The organism is Thioalkalivibrio sulfidiphilus (genome assembly GCF_000377945.1).
Lineage (GTDB): Bacteria > Pseudomonadota > Gammaproteobacteria > Ectothiorhodospirales > Ectothiorhodospiraceae > Thioalkalivibrio_A > Thioalkalivibrio_A sulfidiphilus_A.
In genome coordinates this window covers 17,099-31,792 of record NZ_KB898938.1, presented here as the reverse complement: position 1 = coordinate 31,792, position 14,694 = coordinate 17,099, and the positions used below count along the sequence as shown (strand labels likewise).

General features: G+C 67.7%; 13 protein-coding genes. 5 read left to right on the top strand and 8 right to left on the bottom strand.

What is annotated here, in order from left to right; all coding sequences use genetic code 11:
- Window positions 1-6: 6 nt before the first annotated feature.
- The 3 genes from thiL to D580_RS0108725 all read left to right on the top strand — a co-directional run bounded on the left by thiL (window position 7) and on the right by D580_RS0108725 (window position 2,244).
- A complete protein-coding gene (gene thiL / locus D580_RS0108735) occupies window positions 7-954 on the top strand; it encodes a thiamine-phosphate kinase (protein WP_018954027.1) in 948 nt (315 codons plus the stop codon).
- Between the two features lie 15 nt (window positions 955-969).
- Entirely contained in the window at window positions 970-1,464 is a 495-nt protein-coding gene (locus D580_RS0108730; protein WP_018954026.1) for a phosphatidylglycerophosphatase A, read from the top strand.
- Window positions 1,465-1,599: 135 nt separating this feature from the next.
- Entirely contained in the window at window positions 1,600-2,244 is a 645-nt protein-coding gene (locus D580_RS0108725; protein WP_018954025.1) for a retropepsin-like aspartic protease family protein, read from the top strand.
- Window positions 2,245-2,396: 152 nt separating this feature from the next.
- On the opposite strand, the gene D580_RS0108720 is transcribed toward D580_RS0108725, so the two are convergent.
- The 6 genes from D580_RS0108720 to modA form a co-directional block, all read right to left on the bottom strand.
- Window positions 2,397-3,380, bottom strand: a complete 984-nt coding sequence (locus D580_RS0108720; RefSeq protein ID WP_018954024.1) for a 2Fe-2S iron-sulfur cluster-binding protein — start codon at window positions 3,378-3,380, stop codon at window positions 2,397-2,399.
- Window positions 3,381-3,420: 40 nt separating this feature from the next.
- Complete coding sequence (locus D580_RS15365; RefSeq protein WP_018954023.1) at window positions 3,421-6,552, bottom strand: efflux RND transporter permease subunit; 3,132 nt, start codon at window positions 6,550-6,552, stop codon at window positions 3,421-3,423.
- A 135-nt stretch (window positions 6,553-6,687) separates the two neighbouring features.
- A complete protein-coding gene (locus D580_RS0108710; RefSeq protein WP_018954022.1) occupies window positions 6,688-7,935 on the bottom strand; it encodes an efflux RND transporter periplasmic adaptor subunit in 1,248 nt (415 codons plus the stop codon).
- Between the two features lie 197 nt (window positions 7,936-8,132).
- Window positions 8,133-9,203 carry a molybdenum ABC transporter ATP-binding protein gene (gene modC, locus D580_RS0108705; protein WP_018954021.1) on the bottom strand — a complete coding sequence of 357 codons (1,071 nt, stop codon included), beginning with the start codon at window positions 9,201-9,203 and terminating at the stop codon, window positions 8,133-8,135.
- Between the two features lie 7 nt (window positions 9,204-9,210).
- Window positions 9,211-9,891: a molybdate ABC transporter permease subunit gene (gene modB / locus D580_RS0108700; RefSeq protein ID WP_018954020.1), complete on the bottom strand. Its 681-nt coding sequence runs from the start codon at window positions 9,889-9,891 to the stop codon at window positions 9,211-9,213.
- Entirely contained in the window at window positions 9,891-10,658 is a 768-nt protein-coding gene (gene modA / locus D580_RS0108695; RefSeq protein WP_038043450.1) for a molybdate ABC transporter substrate-binding protein, read from the bottom strand. The genes modB and modA overlap by 1 nt, the downstream gene beginning before the upstream one ends.
- 157 nt (window positions 10,659-10,815) lie before the next feature.
- On the opposite strand from modA, the gene D580_RS0108690 reads away from it, so the two are divergent.
- Complete coding sequence (locus D580_RS0108690; protein ID WP_018954018.1) at window positions 10,816-11,400, top strand: NAD(P)H-dependent oxidoreductase; 585 nt, start codon at window positions 10,816-10,818, stop codon at window positions 11,398-11,400.
- 129 nt (window positions 11,401-11,529) lie between these two features.
- On the top strand, window positions 11,530-12,969 hold the full coding sequence (gene dacB / locus D580_RS0108685) for a D-alanyl-D-alanine carboxypeptidase/D-alanyl-D-alanine-endopeptidase (RefSeq protein ID WP_018954017.1): 1,440 nt from the start codon (window positions 11,530-11,532) through the stop codon (window positions 12,967-12,969).
- 36 nt (window positions 12,970-13,005) lie between these two features.
- Here dacB and D580_RS0108680 read toward each other — a convergent pair whose 3' ends face one another.
- Together D580_RS0108680 and D580_RS0108675 are read right to left on the bottom strand one after the other, a co-directional pair.
- Window positions 13,006-13,779 carry an ABC transporter ATP-binding protein gene (locus tag D580_RS0108680; protein ID WP_026289837.1) on the bottom strand — a complete coding sequence of 258 codons (774 nt, stop codon included), beginning with the start codon at window positions 13,777-13,779 and terminating at the stop codon, window positions 13,006-13,008.
- The gene (locus D580_RS0108675) at window positions 13,779-14,693 is read right to left on the bottom strand and encodes a FecCD family ABC transporter permease (RefSeq protein ID WP_051081790.1); all 915 of its coding nucleotides are present in this window, start codon (window positions 14,691-14,693) and stop codon (window positions 13,779-13,781) included. Before D580_RS0108675 ends, D580_RS0108680 begins: the two co-directional genes overlap by 1 nt.
- Window position 14,694 lies beyond the last annotated feature (1 nt).

Genomic DNA, 14,694 nt, shown 5'->3' with positions numbered 1-14,694 from the left:
CCTCTCGTGCTCGAATTCGATCTCATCCGCAAGTACTTCACCCGACCCGGGACACGCCAGGACGTGATCCTGGGCGTGGGGGATGACGCGGCCCTGCTGCGGGTTCCGCCGGACCAGGAACTGGTGGTGTGCGTGGACACCCTGGTGTCCGGGGTGCATTTCCCCGAGGATACCCCGGCCCAAGCGGTGGGCCACAAGGCGCTGGCGGTGAACCTCAGTGATATCGCGGCCATGGGTGCGACACCCGCCTGGGCCACCCTGGCCCTGACCCTCCCCGAGGCCGACGAGGCCTGGGTGGCCGCGTTCAGCAAAGGCTTCCTAGGACTGGCCCGGCGCCATGACATGGACCTGGTGGGCGGGGACACCACCCAGGGCCCCCTGAGCGTCACGGTCCAGGTGATGGGTTTCGTGCCCCGTGGCCAGGCCCTGCGCCGGGCCGGCGCGCGGGCTGGGGAGGGCATCTATGTGACCGGCACCCTGGGCGACGCGTCCCTGGGACTCAGGCAGTGGGCGCATCGGGGCCAGGGAGACGTGAACACGGACTGGCTCGTGGAACGACTCACCCATCCGAGTCCGCGCATCGAGGCGGGACTCGCCCTGCGCGGTCAGGCCCGCTGCGCCATCGACCTCTCCGACGGCCTGCTGGCGGACCTGGGCCACGTGCTTGAGTCCTCCGGGGTGGGCGCGACACTCCAGTTGTCTCACATGCCCCTGTCCGAGGCCTTTCGTGCACTCTGTGGTGATGCCCCGGACTGGGGCCTGGCACTGGCCGGGGGCGATGACTACGAATTGCTGTTCACCCTGCCGGAAGGGGTGGCCGGGCTGCTCAGGACCTGCGTGCCCACACCCTTCACACGCATCGGGACCATCGACGCCGAACCCGGGCTGCGTGTCCTGGATGCCGAGGGCAGGCCATTCAGCCTCCCGAAACCGGGTTACCAGCATTTCACATGAGAACGGACCGAAGCCATGCCCCGCATTCCGCCACCGCCCGCGCGCACGGTCTTCACCGACCCGGTGCATTTCCTCGCCTTCGGTTTCGGCTCCGGGCTCTCACCCTGGGCACCGGGAACCGCCGGCACGGTGGCCGCCATCCCCCTGTTCCTGCTGCTGCAGCCGCTGCCCCTGTGGGCCTATCTGCTGGCCACGCTCCTGGTGACCCTGGCGGGTTTCTGGCTGTGCGGCCAGAGCGCGCGCAAGCTGGGTGTGCATGACCACCCCGGCATCGTCTGGGACGAGTTCGCCGGCTTCCTGGTGACCATGATCGCCGCGCCCGCAGGCTGGGTCTGGATACTGATCGGCTTCGCCCTGTTTCGCCTGTTCGACATCGTCAAGCCCTGGCCCGCCCGCTGGTTCGACCGGCAGATGCACACCGGCGCGGGTATTGTCATGGACGACATCGTGGCGGGCATCTACGCCCTGATCGTGCTGCAGCTGATCGCCTGGTGGTGGGGCGGCAATTGAAGTGGGAAGTGAGAATTTGGAATTTGGAGGTACGAATCGAGCAAGGAGTGCGAAGCTTCCTACTTCCTGACTTTCTACTATTTCTCCCTTGTATCTTGTATCTTGTCTCTTGTCTCTCTTCCCTTGTGATCACCCGTGGCACGCACCCCTTGGATCCTGCTCTGCCTGCTGATGCTCTCTCTGCCCGTCCAGGCCCGGGACGTGCTGGTGCTGGGCATCTTTCCCGACCGCGCCATGCTCGAAGTGGATGGCAAGCGCCAGGTGATGCGCGTGGGTGAACGCAGCGAGGAGGGCGTTCACCTGCTGTCCACGGACAGCCGGGCCGGGCACGTGGTGCTGGACATCAACGGGCAGCGGCGTCAGGTGGCCCTCGGCGGACGGGCCGGCGGGAATTTCCAGGCTCGCGAGTCGGCCCGTGCACAGATCTATGCCGACTCCCGTGGCGCCTACACCACCACCGGCAGTATCAATGGCCGAACCATCACCTTCCTGGTGGACACCGGCGCCACCAGCATCGCCATGAGTGCCAACGAGGCGCAGCGTCTGGGCATCGACTACACCCGGGGCCAACTCACCCAGGCGCACACGGCCTCGGGGACCACGTTCGCCTACGAAGTCACCCTGGACCGGGTGCGCGTTGGCGAGATCGAGCAGCGCAATGTCCGGGCCCTGATCCTGCCCGGCAACTCCCCCCACATCGCCCTGCTGGGCATGACCTTCCTGAGCCGCGTCGAGATGCGCAACGAGGGGCAGGCGCTGATCCTGGAACAGCGGTTCTGATCCGGACACCCCGTTCGCGGCGAGGTCGCCGCTCCTGCACCTTCACACTGTAGGAGGCCCGACCACGGGCCGAACGCCGATGCCAAGATGGATGTGGCGGTTCACGGCGAGCTCGCCGCTCATGCGGAACGTCGTTAGGCTTTTGCACTCCCTCACAGCACCAGGCTTCGGCAGCGCGACGCCTGCACCCCGATCTGTTCCAGGGCCGACAACCCCGCCCGGACGAAAGCCTCGGCACCCGCCACGAACGCATCCCGTTGAGGCGCATCCGTGACCTTCTGCAAGGCATCCCGGATGACAGCTTCCACCTGAGCGTCAGTCTCGACACGCAAGGCCTGGTAACGAAACCCGTCCAGGGCATCGTTCCAGGACCGGCACAGGTTGTCCTCGTAATGGGTCCGTTCCCCGCTGGCCACCCACACCAGGTCCAGGGCCTCGCCGGTCTCCTGGGCCAGCACATGCTCCACCAGGCTGTGCACCGGGCCGAAGCCCGTATCCATGGCCAGAAAGATCAGCGGGCCGGGATGCTCCTCGCTGAGCACGAAATCTCCCTCGGGACCCTCGATGTCCACGCTCGTACCCTTGCCCAGCTGATCCAGACAATGCCTGATGAAGGGATCGTCCCGCGAGGCGTCCAGGTGAAACACCAGGTTGCGATCATCACAGGGGCAGTTGGCCAGGGGCAGGGTGTCGGATAAACCCCCGCCGAGATCCAGGCGAACGGACTGACCGGCAAGAAAGCGCAGCCGCTGGGTCCGGGGTGTCTGCAGGCGCAGGATCAGCACATGGGGGTCCGGGCGTTCGATGCCGCGCACCGTGGCGCTGACGCGCTGCAAGGGAATCTGCTCGGGGCCCTCGGCCAGCCCGGCCTCCAGCAACAGATCGGTGACCGGGGTGACGGAACACATCAGGGTGTAGGCCTGCTGCTTCTCCGCTTCGCTGAACACGTAGTCGTGGGGCCGGACCTTGCGCACCTCGCCCTCCAGCACCCGGGCGCGGCAATCCCCGCAGTTGCCGTTGCTGCAGCCGTAATTGACTGACAGGCCGGCGCGCAGGGCGGCCTCGAGGATGGTCTCCTCGCCCTCGACGCTGAACGTGTGGTCACCGGGGATTAGACGGACTGTCGCTGCGGTCATCTGGGATCGTGCAAGGGCGTGGATTCAGCACCACAGCATATCATCCAGCCGTTGCCACCTCGTTCGAGGAACGGCCCGAGAGCCGATCCGCCAGGCGTTCATGGACCGCCAGCAGGGCGGGGATCACCACCAGCACCAGCACCGTGGCCACACCCAGGCCGAACACGATGGACACCGCCATGGGGATCAGGAACTGGGCCTGCACGGAACGCTCGAACAGCAGCGGGATGAGACCGGCAATGGTGGTGAAGGAGGTGAGCACCACGGCGCGCAGTCGCTGGCACGAGGCCTCCACGATGGCCAGCTCCCGATCCATGCCTTCCTCGCGCAGGGACTGGTAGAAGCTCACCAGGATAATGGAGTTGTTGACCACGATGCCAGTGAGTCCGAACAGACCGAACAGGGACAGGATGGTCAGCTCCAGGCCCATAAGCCAGTGGCCCACCAGGGCCCCCAGCAGGCCGAAGGGGATGATGGCCATGACCACCAGGGGCCAGCCGTAGGAGCCGAACACCCAGGCCAGCACCAGGTAGATCATGGCGAGCGCGAAGATCAGGCCCATGCGCATGTCGCCCAGGGTCTCCGCCTGGTCGGCGGCGCGGCCCTCGAAGGAATAGGTGACGCCATGGCGCTGGGCGAGATCCGGCAGCACATCGGCGGCCAGCTGCTCGCGGATGCGCGCCGCGTTGTTCTGGGTGCGATCCACCTCCGAGGAGACCGAGACCGCCAGGCGGCCATCCGCGTGGCGCAGGGTCTCGAAGCCCTGCCGGGGCAAGAGCTCCGCCACCGTGTCGAGCGGCGCGATGCCGCCGCCGGGCAGCACCACGGCGAAGCGCTCCAGCATGGCGGTGCGATGGCGCTCAGTGTCAGGCAGCACCACGCGCACCTCGATCTCCTCCAGGCCCTCCTGGTAGATCTGGGCCAGGCGCCCGTCGAAGGCGGCGCGAAGTTGCCGCCCCAGGGATTCCGTGGTGAGCCCCAGGGCCAGGCCCTCGGGACGCAGCCGGTAGATGAGCTGCTCCCGGCCGAAGGGCATGTCGTCCTCCACCGCGAACACGCCCGGGTAGTCGTTCATGGCCTCGGTGAGTTCCAGGGCCGCCTGTTTGAGCCGGTTCGGATCGGCACCGGTGAGGCGCACGTCCACGTCCCGTCCCGGCGGACCCGCCTGACGCTCGGTGATGCTGAACAGTTCGATGCCGGCGGGCAGCCGAACCCGTTCCTGCCAGGCGCGGATCAGTTCCGTGTTGCGTACCTCCCGCCGGTCAGGCGAGACCAGCTCCACCAGGATGGAGCCGAACTGGTCGCCGCTGGGGGCCTGAGCGGCGCCGCCCTGTTCCACGCCGCTGCCCAGTCGCACCACCACGTTGCGGATCAATCCGCCGCCCAGGGCCGCCTCGGCATCGAACAGCGCCTCCTCCACGTGTTCGATGAAGGCCTCCACCCGCTGTGGCGGCGTGCCTGCGACGAAGTTCGCCGCGGCGTTGACCACCGTACCCTCCGGGTTGGGGAAGAAGGTGAAGCCGATGCGCCCGCCGGCCATCAGGCCGAAGGCCAGGATCAGCACCGCCACCGCGCCCGAGAGGGTGATGCCCGAGTGGGCCGTGGCCCACTGGACCATGCGCCGGAAGCTGTGCTCGCGGAAATGTTCGAAGCGCGCGTCGAAGCGGGCCCGGAAGGAGCCTTCCCGGGGCGGACTGATCTTCTCCATGCTGTTCTTCAGGTGCGCCGGCAGGATCAGGAAGCTGATGGCCAGTGTTGCCAGGATCACGCACACCACCACCAGGGGGATGTCGAACAGGATGTTGCCGATGATGCCGCCGATGAGCATGAGTGGCAGGAAAGCGGCCACGGTGGTGAGCGAGGCGGAGATCACCGGCGCCAGCATGCGCTTGGCGCCCCGTTCCGCCGCCTGGGTGGGCGTCATGCCCCGCTGGTACTGGGTGTAGGCGTGTTCGCTCACCACGATGGCGTTGTCAACGATGATGCCGAGCGACATGATGAAACCGAACAGGGAGATCATGTTGATGCTGCCGCCCAGCAGCCACAGCACCAGGAAGGCGGTGGTGAAGGCCACCGGGATACCCAGCGCCACGCGCAGGGCGAGCCGCCCGTTGAGGAACAGGAACAGGATGGCGAGCACCAGCACCAGGCCGCCGATGCCGTTCTTCAGCAGCAGCATGATGCGTTCGTAGATCAGCTCCCAGAACTGGTCGTAGAGATGCAGCTCCACACCCGGCGGAAGGGTGGGGGTGACCTCTGCGATCCAGTCCATCAGGATCGCGGAGGATTTCAGCGCATCGGCGGTCTCGGTGCGCTGCAGCTGCATCTCCACCGCCGGTTCGCCCCGATAGCGCACGGACACCTGGTTGTCCCGGGGACGGCGCTCGATGTGCGCCACGTCGCCCAGGCGGATCAGCCCACCCTCGGCGTCGGCGCGCAGCGCGAGCTGGGCGAAGGCCAGCTCGTCCCGGCGCTGCTCAAGGCTGCGGATCTGCCGGGCGGTGTCGTCCCGGCCCACCATGCCGGCGGGCAGGTCCCGGGAGATGCCCGCCACGCGATCGCCGATCTGGTCCAGGCTCATGCCCAGCTCCAGGCTGCGGGCCATGGGCACCTGGATGGCCATTTCCTCCTCGGGCAGGCCCTTGAAGTCGATGCGCGCGATGCCTCGGTCGAGCAGTTGCTGCTCGAAGTCCCGCACCAGGGGGCGCAGCTCGCGCATGTCAGCGGGTCCGGTGATGAGCATACGGGCCACGGGCTCGTAGCGGATCACCCGGGTGACCACCGGTTCCTCGGCGGCCTCGGGCAGGTTGCGCTGCTGTGAGACGATGTCCTTCACCTGGTCCGAGGCCAGTGACATGTCCGTGCCCGACTGGAATTCCAGGGTGATGGAGCCTACGCCCAGGGCGGCGGTGGAGGTCATGTTGCGCAGCCCGTCCACGGTGCGCAGTTCCTGCTCCAGGGGCGTGATGATGCCGGTCTCCACGTCCTCGGCGCTGGCGCCGGTCCAGACCACGCGCACGGTGACGAAATCCAGGGCGAAGTTGGGGAAGAACTGGGTGTTGAGCTTGATCAGCGCCCAGCTTCCCGAGAGCACCATCAGGGCCACCAGCAGGTTGGCGGCCACCCGGTGACACAGGAACAGGCGGATCAGGCCGCGATTTCTAGGCCGCATTGCTCAGTACCTTCTGGTCGTCGACGGGGTTCGGAGCACACCGTAGGAGCGGCGACCCCGCCGCGAACACGCGGCCAGGATCAACGCCGGCTTTCGGTCCGAGGTCGGGCCTCCTGCATGGGGTGCCAGGCATCCTCAGTCCCCGTCCGTCTCGACCCGCAGGCCGTCCAATGCATTGGGCAGGCGGGTGGTCACCAGCCGGTCGCCGTCACGGATCTCTGGGCTGTACACCAGCACCCGTTCCCGGCCGTTGTCATCGAGCCACTCGCCACGCCGCTGCACGGTGATGGCACGCATGCGGCCTTCCTCGACCCGATAGACCCGGTCTGTGCCGTACAGGGCCTCGAAGGGCAGGGCGACCACGCCATCCTGTTCCGGCAGGCGCAGATGCACGGTGAGGAAACGCCCCAGCGGTGCATGTTCGCCGCCCTCCCTAATGCGGAACAGGCCTTCCACGCCGGCACCGGTGGCGGGCGCCTCGCCGGCCAGGCGGCTCAGTTCCAGCAGCACGTTTTCGCCGTCGATCTCGCCCCGGGCCACGAGGGGTTCACCGGCATCCAGGTCGCGGCGCACCACCGGCAGATACAGGGCGGGGATGCGGGCGCGCACCTCCAGGGCATCGGCATCGAACAGGGTCGCCAGCGGATCGCCGATCCGCACCCGGTCACCGGGGGCGACGGACAGTCGGGACACGCGACCGGCGAAGGGGGCGCGTACGCGGGTGCGCTCCAGGTCCAGGCGCGCATCCTCAAGCAGCGCCTCGGCGCGCCGGGCACGGGCCTCCAGCTGGGCCAGCCGGGCCTGGAAATCCTCCAGCGCCAGGCGCCTGGCGTTGACCGCGAGCGCCTGCTGCTCGTGGGCACGCCGGGCCTCGTCCAGGGCGCTCTGGCTGCCCAGGTTGCGGGACAACAGGTCCTGGGCGCGCTCCACGTTGCGCCAGGCGATCTCCAGCAGGGCCTCGTCGTGCTTGAGCGCCTCCCGGTCCCGGGCGTTGCGCAGGCGCTCGGCGCTGATCTGGGCGCGGATGTCCGCCACATCCGCCTCCCGCTGCGTCACCAGCAGGCCGATCTCCCGATCGTCCAGGCGCACCAGCACCTGGCCGGCCTCGACCCTGCGGCCTTCCTCGCCGGGCGTCTCCAGCACGTCCGCCTCCACCGCGGCACGCAGGTTCGCGGTGCGGGGCGTGGTCACATGGCCGTAGAGGCTTAAGATGGGCGCCAGTGTGGCGGGCGTGACCGTCTCGGTATTGACCCGCCAGACCCGCTCGCCCACCGCCATGGGCGGGCTCTCGGGCGCCGTGGCCCGCAGGACCAGAAAGCCGATCACCCCTGCCGCCAGGATGAGCAGGGGCAGGATGCGGCGTACAAGGGGGGAGAGGGTCATGGAAAAGCGCTTCCTTGGGACGTTAAGGCCTAGAGATTATCGCAGCTTAGGAGGCCCCGGCGCTTGTTTCAGTGACGGTGTCACGGAGGAAGTGCAGAGACAAGATACAAGAGGCAAGAGACAAGGGAAAAATCGTCTTGGCGCTTTCTTGCCTCTTGTATCTTGCCTCTTGTATCTTGCCTCTTGTCTCTAGCGCCCTATTCAACCAACGCCACGGCCTTGATCAAGGCATGCACCTGCATCCCCGGCGTCAGACCCAGACTGCGCAGGGAGCGTCTCGAGATGCGCGCCAGCAGGGACTGGCCGCAGACATCCAGGCCCAGCAGGACCTCCCCTGGGCGGGTCTCTTCATGGATCTCCCGCACCGTCGCGGGCAGACAGTTGAGCATGCTGATCCCCTGGGGTGGCGTCAGGGCGATGCTCACGTCCCGGGCATGGATGCTCAGGCGCACCTGCTTGCCCACCGGCAGGTCCTCCCTGAGCAGTGTCAGGCGCGCACCGTTGATACCGAGGATGGAGACGTGATCCTCGTCGTCGTGATTCAGCACCTCGGCCTCCAGCAGGGCCACCGCCTCCTCGGCCCGTGCGAGCGGCAGGTCGCCCCGGGTGGTCAGCTCCCGCAGGGGACCCTCGGCGCGCAGGCGCCCATCCTCCAGCAGCAGCATGTGGTCCGCGAGCCGCATGACCTCGTCGATGGAATGACTGACATAGAGCACGGGGATGGAGAGTTCATCATGCAGCCGTTCCAGGTAGGGCAGGATCTCCGTCTTGCTGATGGCGTCCAGGGCCGCCAGGGGCTCGTCCATGAGCAGCACCCGGGGGCTGGTGAGCAGGGCCCGGCCCATGGCCACCCGCTGGCGCTGGCCACCGGAGAGCTCACCGGGACGACGCGCCAGGAGTGCGTCGAGACCCAGCAGATCGATCACCTCATCGGGCTGCACCACCCGCTGCTCCGCCGGGATGCGCCGGTAGCCGTACTCCAGGTTGCCCTGCACGGACAGGTGCGGGAACAGGCGTCCCTCCTGGAACACGTAGCCCACCGGGCGCTTGTGGGCAGGCAGGAAATGCCGAGCGTCCTGCCAGGTCTCGCCATCCACCACCAGGCGTCCGCGGGCCGAGGGCTCCAGTCCGGCGACACAGCGCAGCAGGGTGGTCTTGCCGCAGCCGGAGCGGCCGAACAGTGCGGTGACGCCACGCACGGGGATGCGGCTTTCCACGTCCAGATGGAAGTCCGGTCGCTTGAGGTCGAAGTGCAGGTCGATGCTCATGGACGCCTCATGCGCTGGTCAGCCTGAAGCGCCCGTTGATGGCATAGAGCGCGAACAGCATCAGGAAGGACAGCCCCAGCAGCAGGGCAGAGAGCACGTGGGCGGAGGCGTAGTCCACCGCCTCCACGTGATCGTAGATGGCAATGGAGACCACCTGGGTTTCGCCGGGGATATTGCCGCCGATCATGAGCACCACGCCGAACTCCCCCACGGTGTGGGCGAAGCCCAGGGTGGTGGCGGTGAGAAAGCCGCGCAACGACAGGGGGATGACCACGGTGAAGAAACGGTCCCAGGGTCCGGCGCGCAGGGCGGCGGCGGCCTCAAGGGTCGCGTCACCCACGGAGACGAAGGCGTTCTGCAGCGGCTGGACCACGAAGGGCAGGGAGTAGAACACCGAGCCGATCACCAGGCCGGTGAAGGTGAAGGCGAAGGCGGGTCCGCCCATGGCCTGGATGGGGCCCTGGGCACCCAGGAGCAGGAGCAGGTAGAAGCCCAGCACCGTGGGCGGCAGCACCAGGGGCAGGGCAACCACCGTCTCGATCAACAGCTTGCCGCGCCAGCGGGTGCGGGCCAGCCACCAGGCGAGCGGCGTACCCAGCACCAGCAGCACCAGGGTGGAGATGGCGGCGAGCTTGAGCGTCAGCCACAGGGCGGTGGCGTCCTGGGGGCTGATCCACGAATCCAGCATCAGTTTTCCGGGATGGGAGGCAGTCGGTAACCGTCGGCCTCAATGATGGCCCGGGCTTCGGGATTATTCCGCACCCAATCCAGGAACCGGTGCGCGGCCTCCGGGTCACGCGCCTGCCGGAGTTGCACCGCCTCCTGGAGAATGGGCGGGTAGTGCGCCGTGTCGGGCAGCCAGCGGGAACCCTGGCCGTGCTGGCGTTCCCAGGTGATCGCCTGGGACAGGGCCACGAAACCCAGCTCCGCATTACCGGTGATGATGAAATTGAAGGCATGGCCGATGCTTTGTCCGGTGACCAACCGACCCCGCGGCACCTGTATGCCATGGGCCTCGATCACCGCCTCGGCGGCCGTGCCGTAAGGCGCCACACGCGGGTTGGCCATGGCCAGGCGGCGATAGTCCCCCTGTCTGAGCAGGGCCAGGGCATCAGCGGGGATGCGTTCGGGATCCGGACTCCACAGCACCAGGACCCCTTGGGCATAGACAAAGCGGCTCTCCGGGAGCGCTTGGCCGCTCTCCACCAGCTCGGCGGTGCGCAGATTGTCGGCGGAGAAGAAGAGGTCGAAGGGCGCACCCTGACGGATCTGGGCGAAGTGTTTTCCGGAAGATCCGCTGCTGATGGCCATCTGGACGCCGTACTCTGCCTGGTAGGCCTGGGCAAGACGTTCCAGGGTGGGCGTGAAATTGGACGCCACTGCGACGCGCAGCTCCGTGGCTGACGCTTGGGCGCAGAGCAGTGTGAACAACCAGAACAGGGCAAATCGTTTCACTATCAAGGTATCTCCGGACCAGGCGGCATCTTCCCCAGTTTGTCACGCAGGTGTCAACGAAGCGCCACCCACGACACCATCGAGTGTTCCGGTTTCTCCATCCGCTATGCTTTCATCATCACCGTGCGCCTGCGCCTGTTTGTCGAGGAGGTGTTCCATGGGCAAACGCATCCTGATCATCCAGGGCCATCCGGATCCCGAGGGCGTTCATTACGGACATGCACTGGCCGAGGCCTATGCCGGTGCTGCAAGGGAGGCGGGGCACGAGGTGGAGATCCTGCCCGTGGCGAAACTCGAGTTCGGGATTCTGCGTACCCAGCAGGAATGGACCCGGGGCGAGGCGGCACCGGACATCCAGAAGGCCCAGGCGGCCATCGCCCGGGCGGATCACCTGGTGCTCATCTATCCCCTCTGGCTCGGTTCCATGCCGGCCCTGGTCAAGGGCTTCCTGGAGCAAACTCTGCGGCCGGGCTTTGCCGTGGGCCATCCGGACAAGCCCGGCCACTATGCCAAACTGCTCAAGGGCAAGAGCGCCCGCATCGTGGTGACCATGGGCATGCCTGCCTTCATCTACCGCTGGTTCTTCCGCGCCCACAGCCTGAAGAGCCTGGAGCGCAACGTCCTGAAGTTCTGCGGCATCAAGCCCATCCGGGAGAGCCTGATAGGCATGGTGGAGGGCAGCGCCGCGCATCGGGAGAACTGGCTGGAAAAGATGCGTACCCTCGGGCGCATGGCCGCGTAGGAGGCCCGACCCCGGGCCGAACAGGGGCGATGCGGGGACACTCATATGCCCTGGCGATGGGATAAGATGTGAGCCTGTCTGCCCGTCGGGCATCGTCGTTCGGCCCGGGGTCGGGCCTCCTACACAATCATGTTGCGGCTTACCCTTCATTTACTCCTCTACCTCCTGATCTTCTGGCTCCTGATCTTCTGGCCGGTCGCCGTGATCGCCCAATCCGGACTTCCCGCCCCGGTGCAGCGCGTTATCCAGGCCCATGGCATGGACCCGGCCAGAGTCGCCATCTGGGTACAGCCCGTGAATGCCGATAAGCCTTGGCTGGCCCACAACCCGGACACCGCCCTCAACCCCGCCTCGGTGATCAAGCTGGCCACCAGCCTGGCGGCCCTGGAGGTGCTCGGCCCCGCGTACACCTGGAAGACCCGGGTGCACCTGGGCGGACCGGTGGAGCAGGGGGTGCTCAAGGGGGACCTGTGGCTCATCGGCGGCGGCGACCCCTTCCTGGTCACCGAGGAATTCTGGAAGCTGCTGGGGGCGCTGCGCCGCCAGGGCATCCGGCGCATCGAGGGGGACCTGGTCTTCGACCTGTCCTATTTCCGCTTGCCCGATGAGGAACCGGCCGCCTTCGACGGACAGCCCCACCGGGTCTACAACCAGGGGCCGCATCCGCTGCTGGTGAACTTCAACGCCCTGCACGTGGAGGTGTCGCCGGATCCGGACAGCGACGCGGTGAGCGCCGTGGTGGACCCGCCCATCGCGGGACTGCACATCGACAACCGCCTGCGCCAGCGTGCCGGGCCCTGCGGCGGCTACCGCCTGGGGATCAGCTACCGGGTGCTGGAGGAGAGGACCGGCATCGGCCTGGACGGACGCTTCCCGGGCAGTTGCGGGCCCCATCGTTTCGCCCGCACGGCCCTCACGCCCGAGGCCTACGTGCACGGCTTGTTCACGAGCCTCTGGGCCCAGTGGGGCGGGGAGTTCGAGGGCTCCTGGCGGGTGGATACCTGGAGCGATGTGGAACGCGAACCCGCCCTGGTGCATGAATCCCGCCCCCTGGGCGAACTCATCCGACTGGCCAACAAGCACAGCAACAACGTCATGACCCGGCACTTCGAGCTGACCCTGGGAGCTGAGACCTTCGGTCCGCCGGCCACCCCGGAGAAGGGCCTGAACGCCATCCTGGACTACCTGGCCGCCCGGGGCATCGACAGCGAGGGCCTGGTCCTGGACAACGCCGCCGGCCTGTCGCGCCACAACCGCGTCACCGCCCGGCAACTGGCGGGTATCCTGCGTGCCGGGCGGCAGAGCCCCTTCATGCCGGAATTCATCTCCTCCCTGGCCCTGGCCGGTCTGGACGGCACCCTGCGCACCCGCCTCGAGGATGCCCCCGCCGCCGGGCGCATGCACCTCAAGACCGGTTTCCTGGAAGGCGTCTCCAGCATCGCGGGCTACGTGAAGACCGCCGCCGGCGAGGACGTGATGGTGGTGGTGATCGCCAACGGCCCGGGCGTGCAATGGAGCACGGGCATCGAACTTCAGGATGTGGTGCTGCGCTGGGTGTTTGAGCGCTAGCGGCTGCGGGCGTTCATTCGCGGACCCGCAGTTTTTTTATCCCGTGGGCAGAAACACCGGCACGCCATCCACCTCGCCCTGCACCAAACTCTGGCCATATAGCCGTTCCAGCACCGGCAGCAGCAGCATGTCCGCGGTCGGGCCCCAGCAGGCGTTGCCGTCCGGGTAGAGCAGCAGGATGTGATCGCAATGGCGTGCCGCCAGGTTCACGTCGTGAAGGCTCAGCACGGCGGCATGACCGGCCGCCACCTTTTCCCCCACGATGTTCAGCAGCGCCACCTGGTGATGCAGGTCCAGGTGACTCACCGGCTCGTCCAGCAGGTACAGGCGCGGGTCCTGGGCCAGGGCGGTGGCGAAGGCCAGGCGTTGGCGCTCGCCGCCGGAGAGGGTGGACACCTCCCGGTGTTCCAGGTCCGCCAGATCCACTCGCTTGAGGGCGGCGCGGGCACGGCCCAGGTCCTCGGCGGTCTCCAGTTGCCAGGGACGCATGAAGGGATGCCGGCCGATCAGGGCGGTCTCCAGCACCGTGGCGGGGAAACCGTCGTGGTGATGCTGGAACACCAGCGCGAGCCGGCGGGCGATCTCCCGGCGGGACAGTGCCGCCATGGAGCGGCCCTCCAGATGCACGTTGCCCGAGCGTGGCGCGTGCAGGCCCGCCAGGGTGTGCAGCAGGGTGGTCTTGCCGGCGCCGTTGGGTCCGAGGATGCCCCAGCACTGGCCCGGCTCCACGGTGAATGACAGGGGGGAGCCCGGGGCGCGGTCCGGGATGTGGATCACCAGCTGTTCCAGTTGCATGAGCGACCTATCCATCAGCGGCTCCTGTGCAACAGGTACAGGAACACCGGCACGCCCAGCATTGCGGTGATCACCCCCACGGGCAACTGCTGGGGCGCGATCACCGTGCGCGCCAGGGTGTCCGCCAGGGTCAGCAGGATGCCGCCGGCCAGGGCCGCGGCGGGCAGGATGATGCGCTGGTCGTTGCCCAGCACCAGGCGCAGCATGTGGGGGACGATCAGGCCCACGAAGCCCACGGTGCCGGCCAGGGTCACCGCGGTGGCGGTGAGCAGGGCGGCCAGCAGGTAGACGGTCCATTCCAGGGGGCGCACCGAGACGCCCAGAGCGGCCGCCTGCAGGCTGCCTCGGGCCAGCACGTTGAGATGCCTGCCCAGGGGCCAGGCGATGAGCAGCACCAGAACCAAGACCCCCCAGCCCATGACGGGGTTGCGGGCATGGGACAGATCGCCCATCAGCCAGTAGAGCATGCCGGGCAGTTCCGCACCGGGGCTCACCGCCAGGATGAAGCTGATCAGCGCCCCCCAGCCGGCGGCCACCACCACGCCGGTGAGCAGCAGGCGCACCGGAGACCAGCTGCCCGTGCCATGGGCCAACCCGAACACCAGCAGGGTGGAGAGCAGGGCGCCGGCAAACGCGGCCCCGGAGACCAGGGCGGTGGCGAGCCCGGCCAGCATGGACAGCAAGGCCCCCACGGCGGCACCGCCGGAGATACCCAGCACATAGGGATCGGCCAGGGGGTTTCGGAGCAGCACCTGCATCAGGGCGCCGGCCACCGCCAGCAGGGCGCCTGTGGCGAAGGCCGCCAGGGTGCGTGGCAGGCGCAACTCCAGCACCAGGGTGCGGTGCAATGGCGCGCCGTCCCCCGTGAACACGGCCCAGAGTTCAGCCGCGGACAGGGGCACACTGCCCAGGGCAAGGGACACGCCCATG

What these genes read in the sequence shown, in the direction of transcription:
- D580_RS0108730 (WP_018954026.1), top strand. Translation starts at nt 970, where the DNA reads ATGCCCCGCATTCCGCCACCGCCCGCGCGCACGGTCTTCACCGACCCG.
- D580_RS0108720 (WP_018954024.1), bottom strand. Translation starts at nt 3,380, where the DNA reads ATGACCGCAGCGACAGTCCGTCTAATCCCCGGTGACCACACGTTCAGC.
- D580_RS15365 (WP_018954023.1), bottom strand. Translation starts at nt 6,552, where the DNA reads ATGCGGCCTAGAAATCGCGGCCTGATCCGCCTGTTCCTGTGTCACCGG.
- D580_RS0108710 (WP_018954022.1), bottom strand. Translation starts at nt 7,935, where the DNA reads ATGACCCTCTCCCCCCTTGTACGCCGCATCCTGCCCCTGCTCATCCTG.
- modC (WP_018954021.1), bottom strand. Translation starts at nt 9,203, where the DNA reads ATGAGCATCGACCTGCACTTCGACCTCAAGCGACCGGACTTCCATCTG.
- modB (WP_018954020.1), bottom strand. Translation starts at nt 9,891, where the DNA reads ATGCTGGATTCGTGGATCAGCCCCCAGGACGCCACCGCCCTGTGGCTG.
- D580_RS0108690 (WP_018954018.1), top strand. Translation starts at nt 10,816, where the DNA reads ATGGGCAAACGCATCCTGATCATCCAGGGCCATCCGGATCCCGAGGGC.
- dacB (WP_018954017.1), top strand. Translation starts at nt 11,530, where the DNA reads ATGTTGCGGCTTACCCTTCATTTACTCCTCTACCTCCTGATCTTCTGG.
- D580_RS0108680 (WP_026289837.1), bottom strand. Translation starts at nt 13,779, where the DNA reads ATGGATAGGTCGCTCATGCAACTGGAACAGCTGGTGATCCACATCCCG.
- D580_RS0108675 (WP_051081790.1), bottom strand. Translation starts at nt 14,693, where the DNA reads ATGGGCGTGTCCCTTGCCCTGGGCAGTGTGCCCCTGTCCGCGGCTGAA.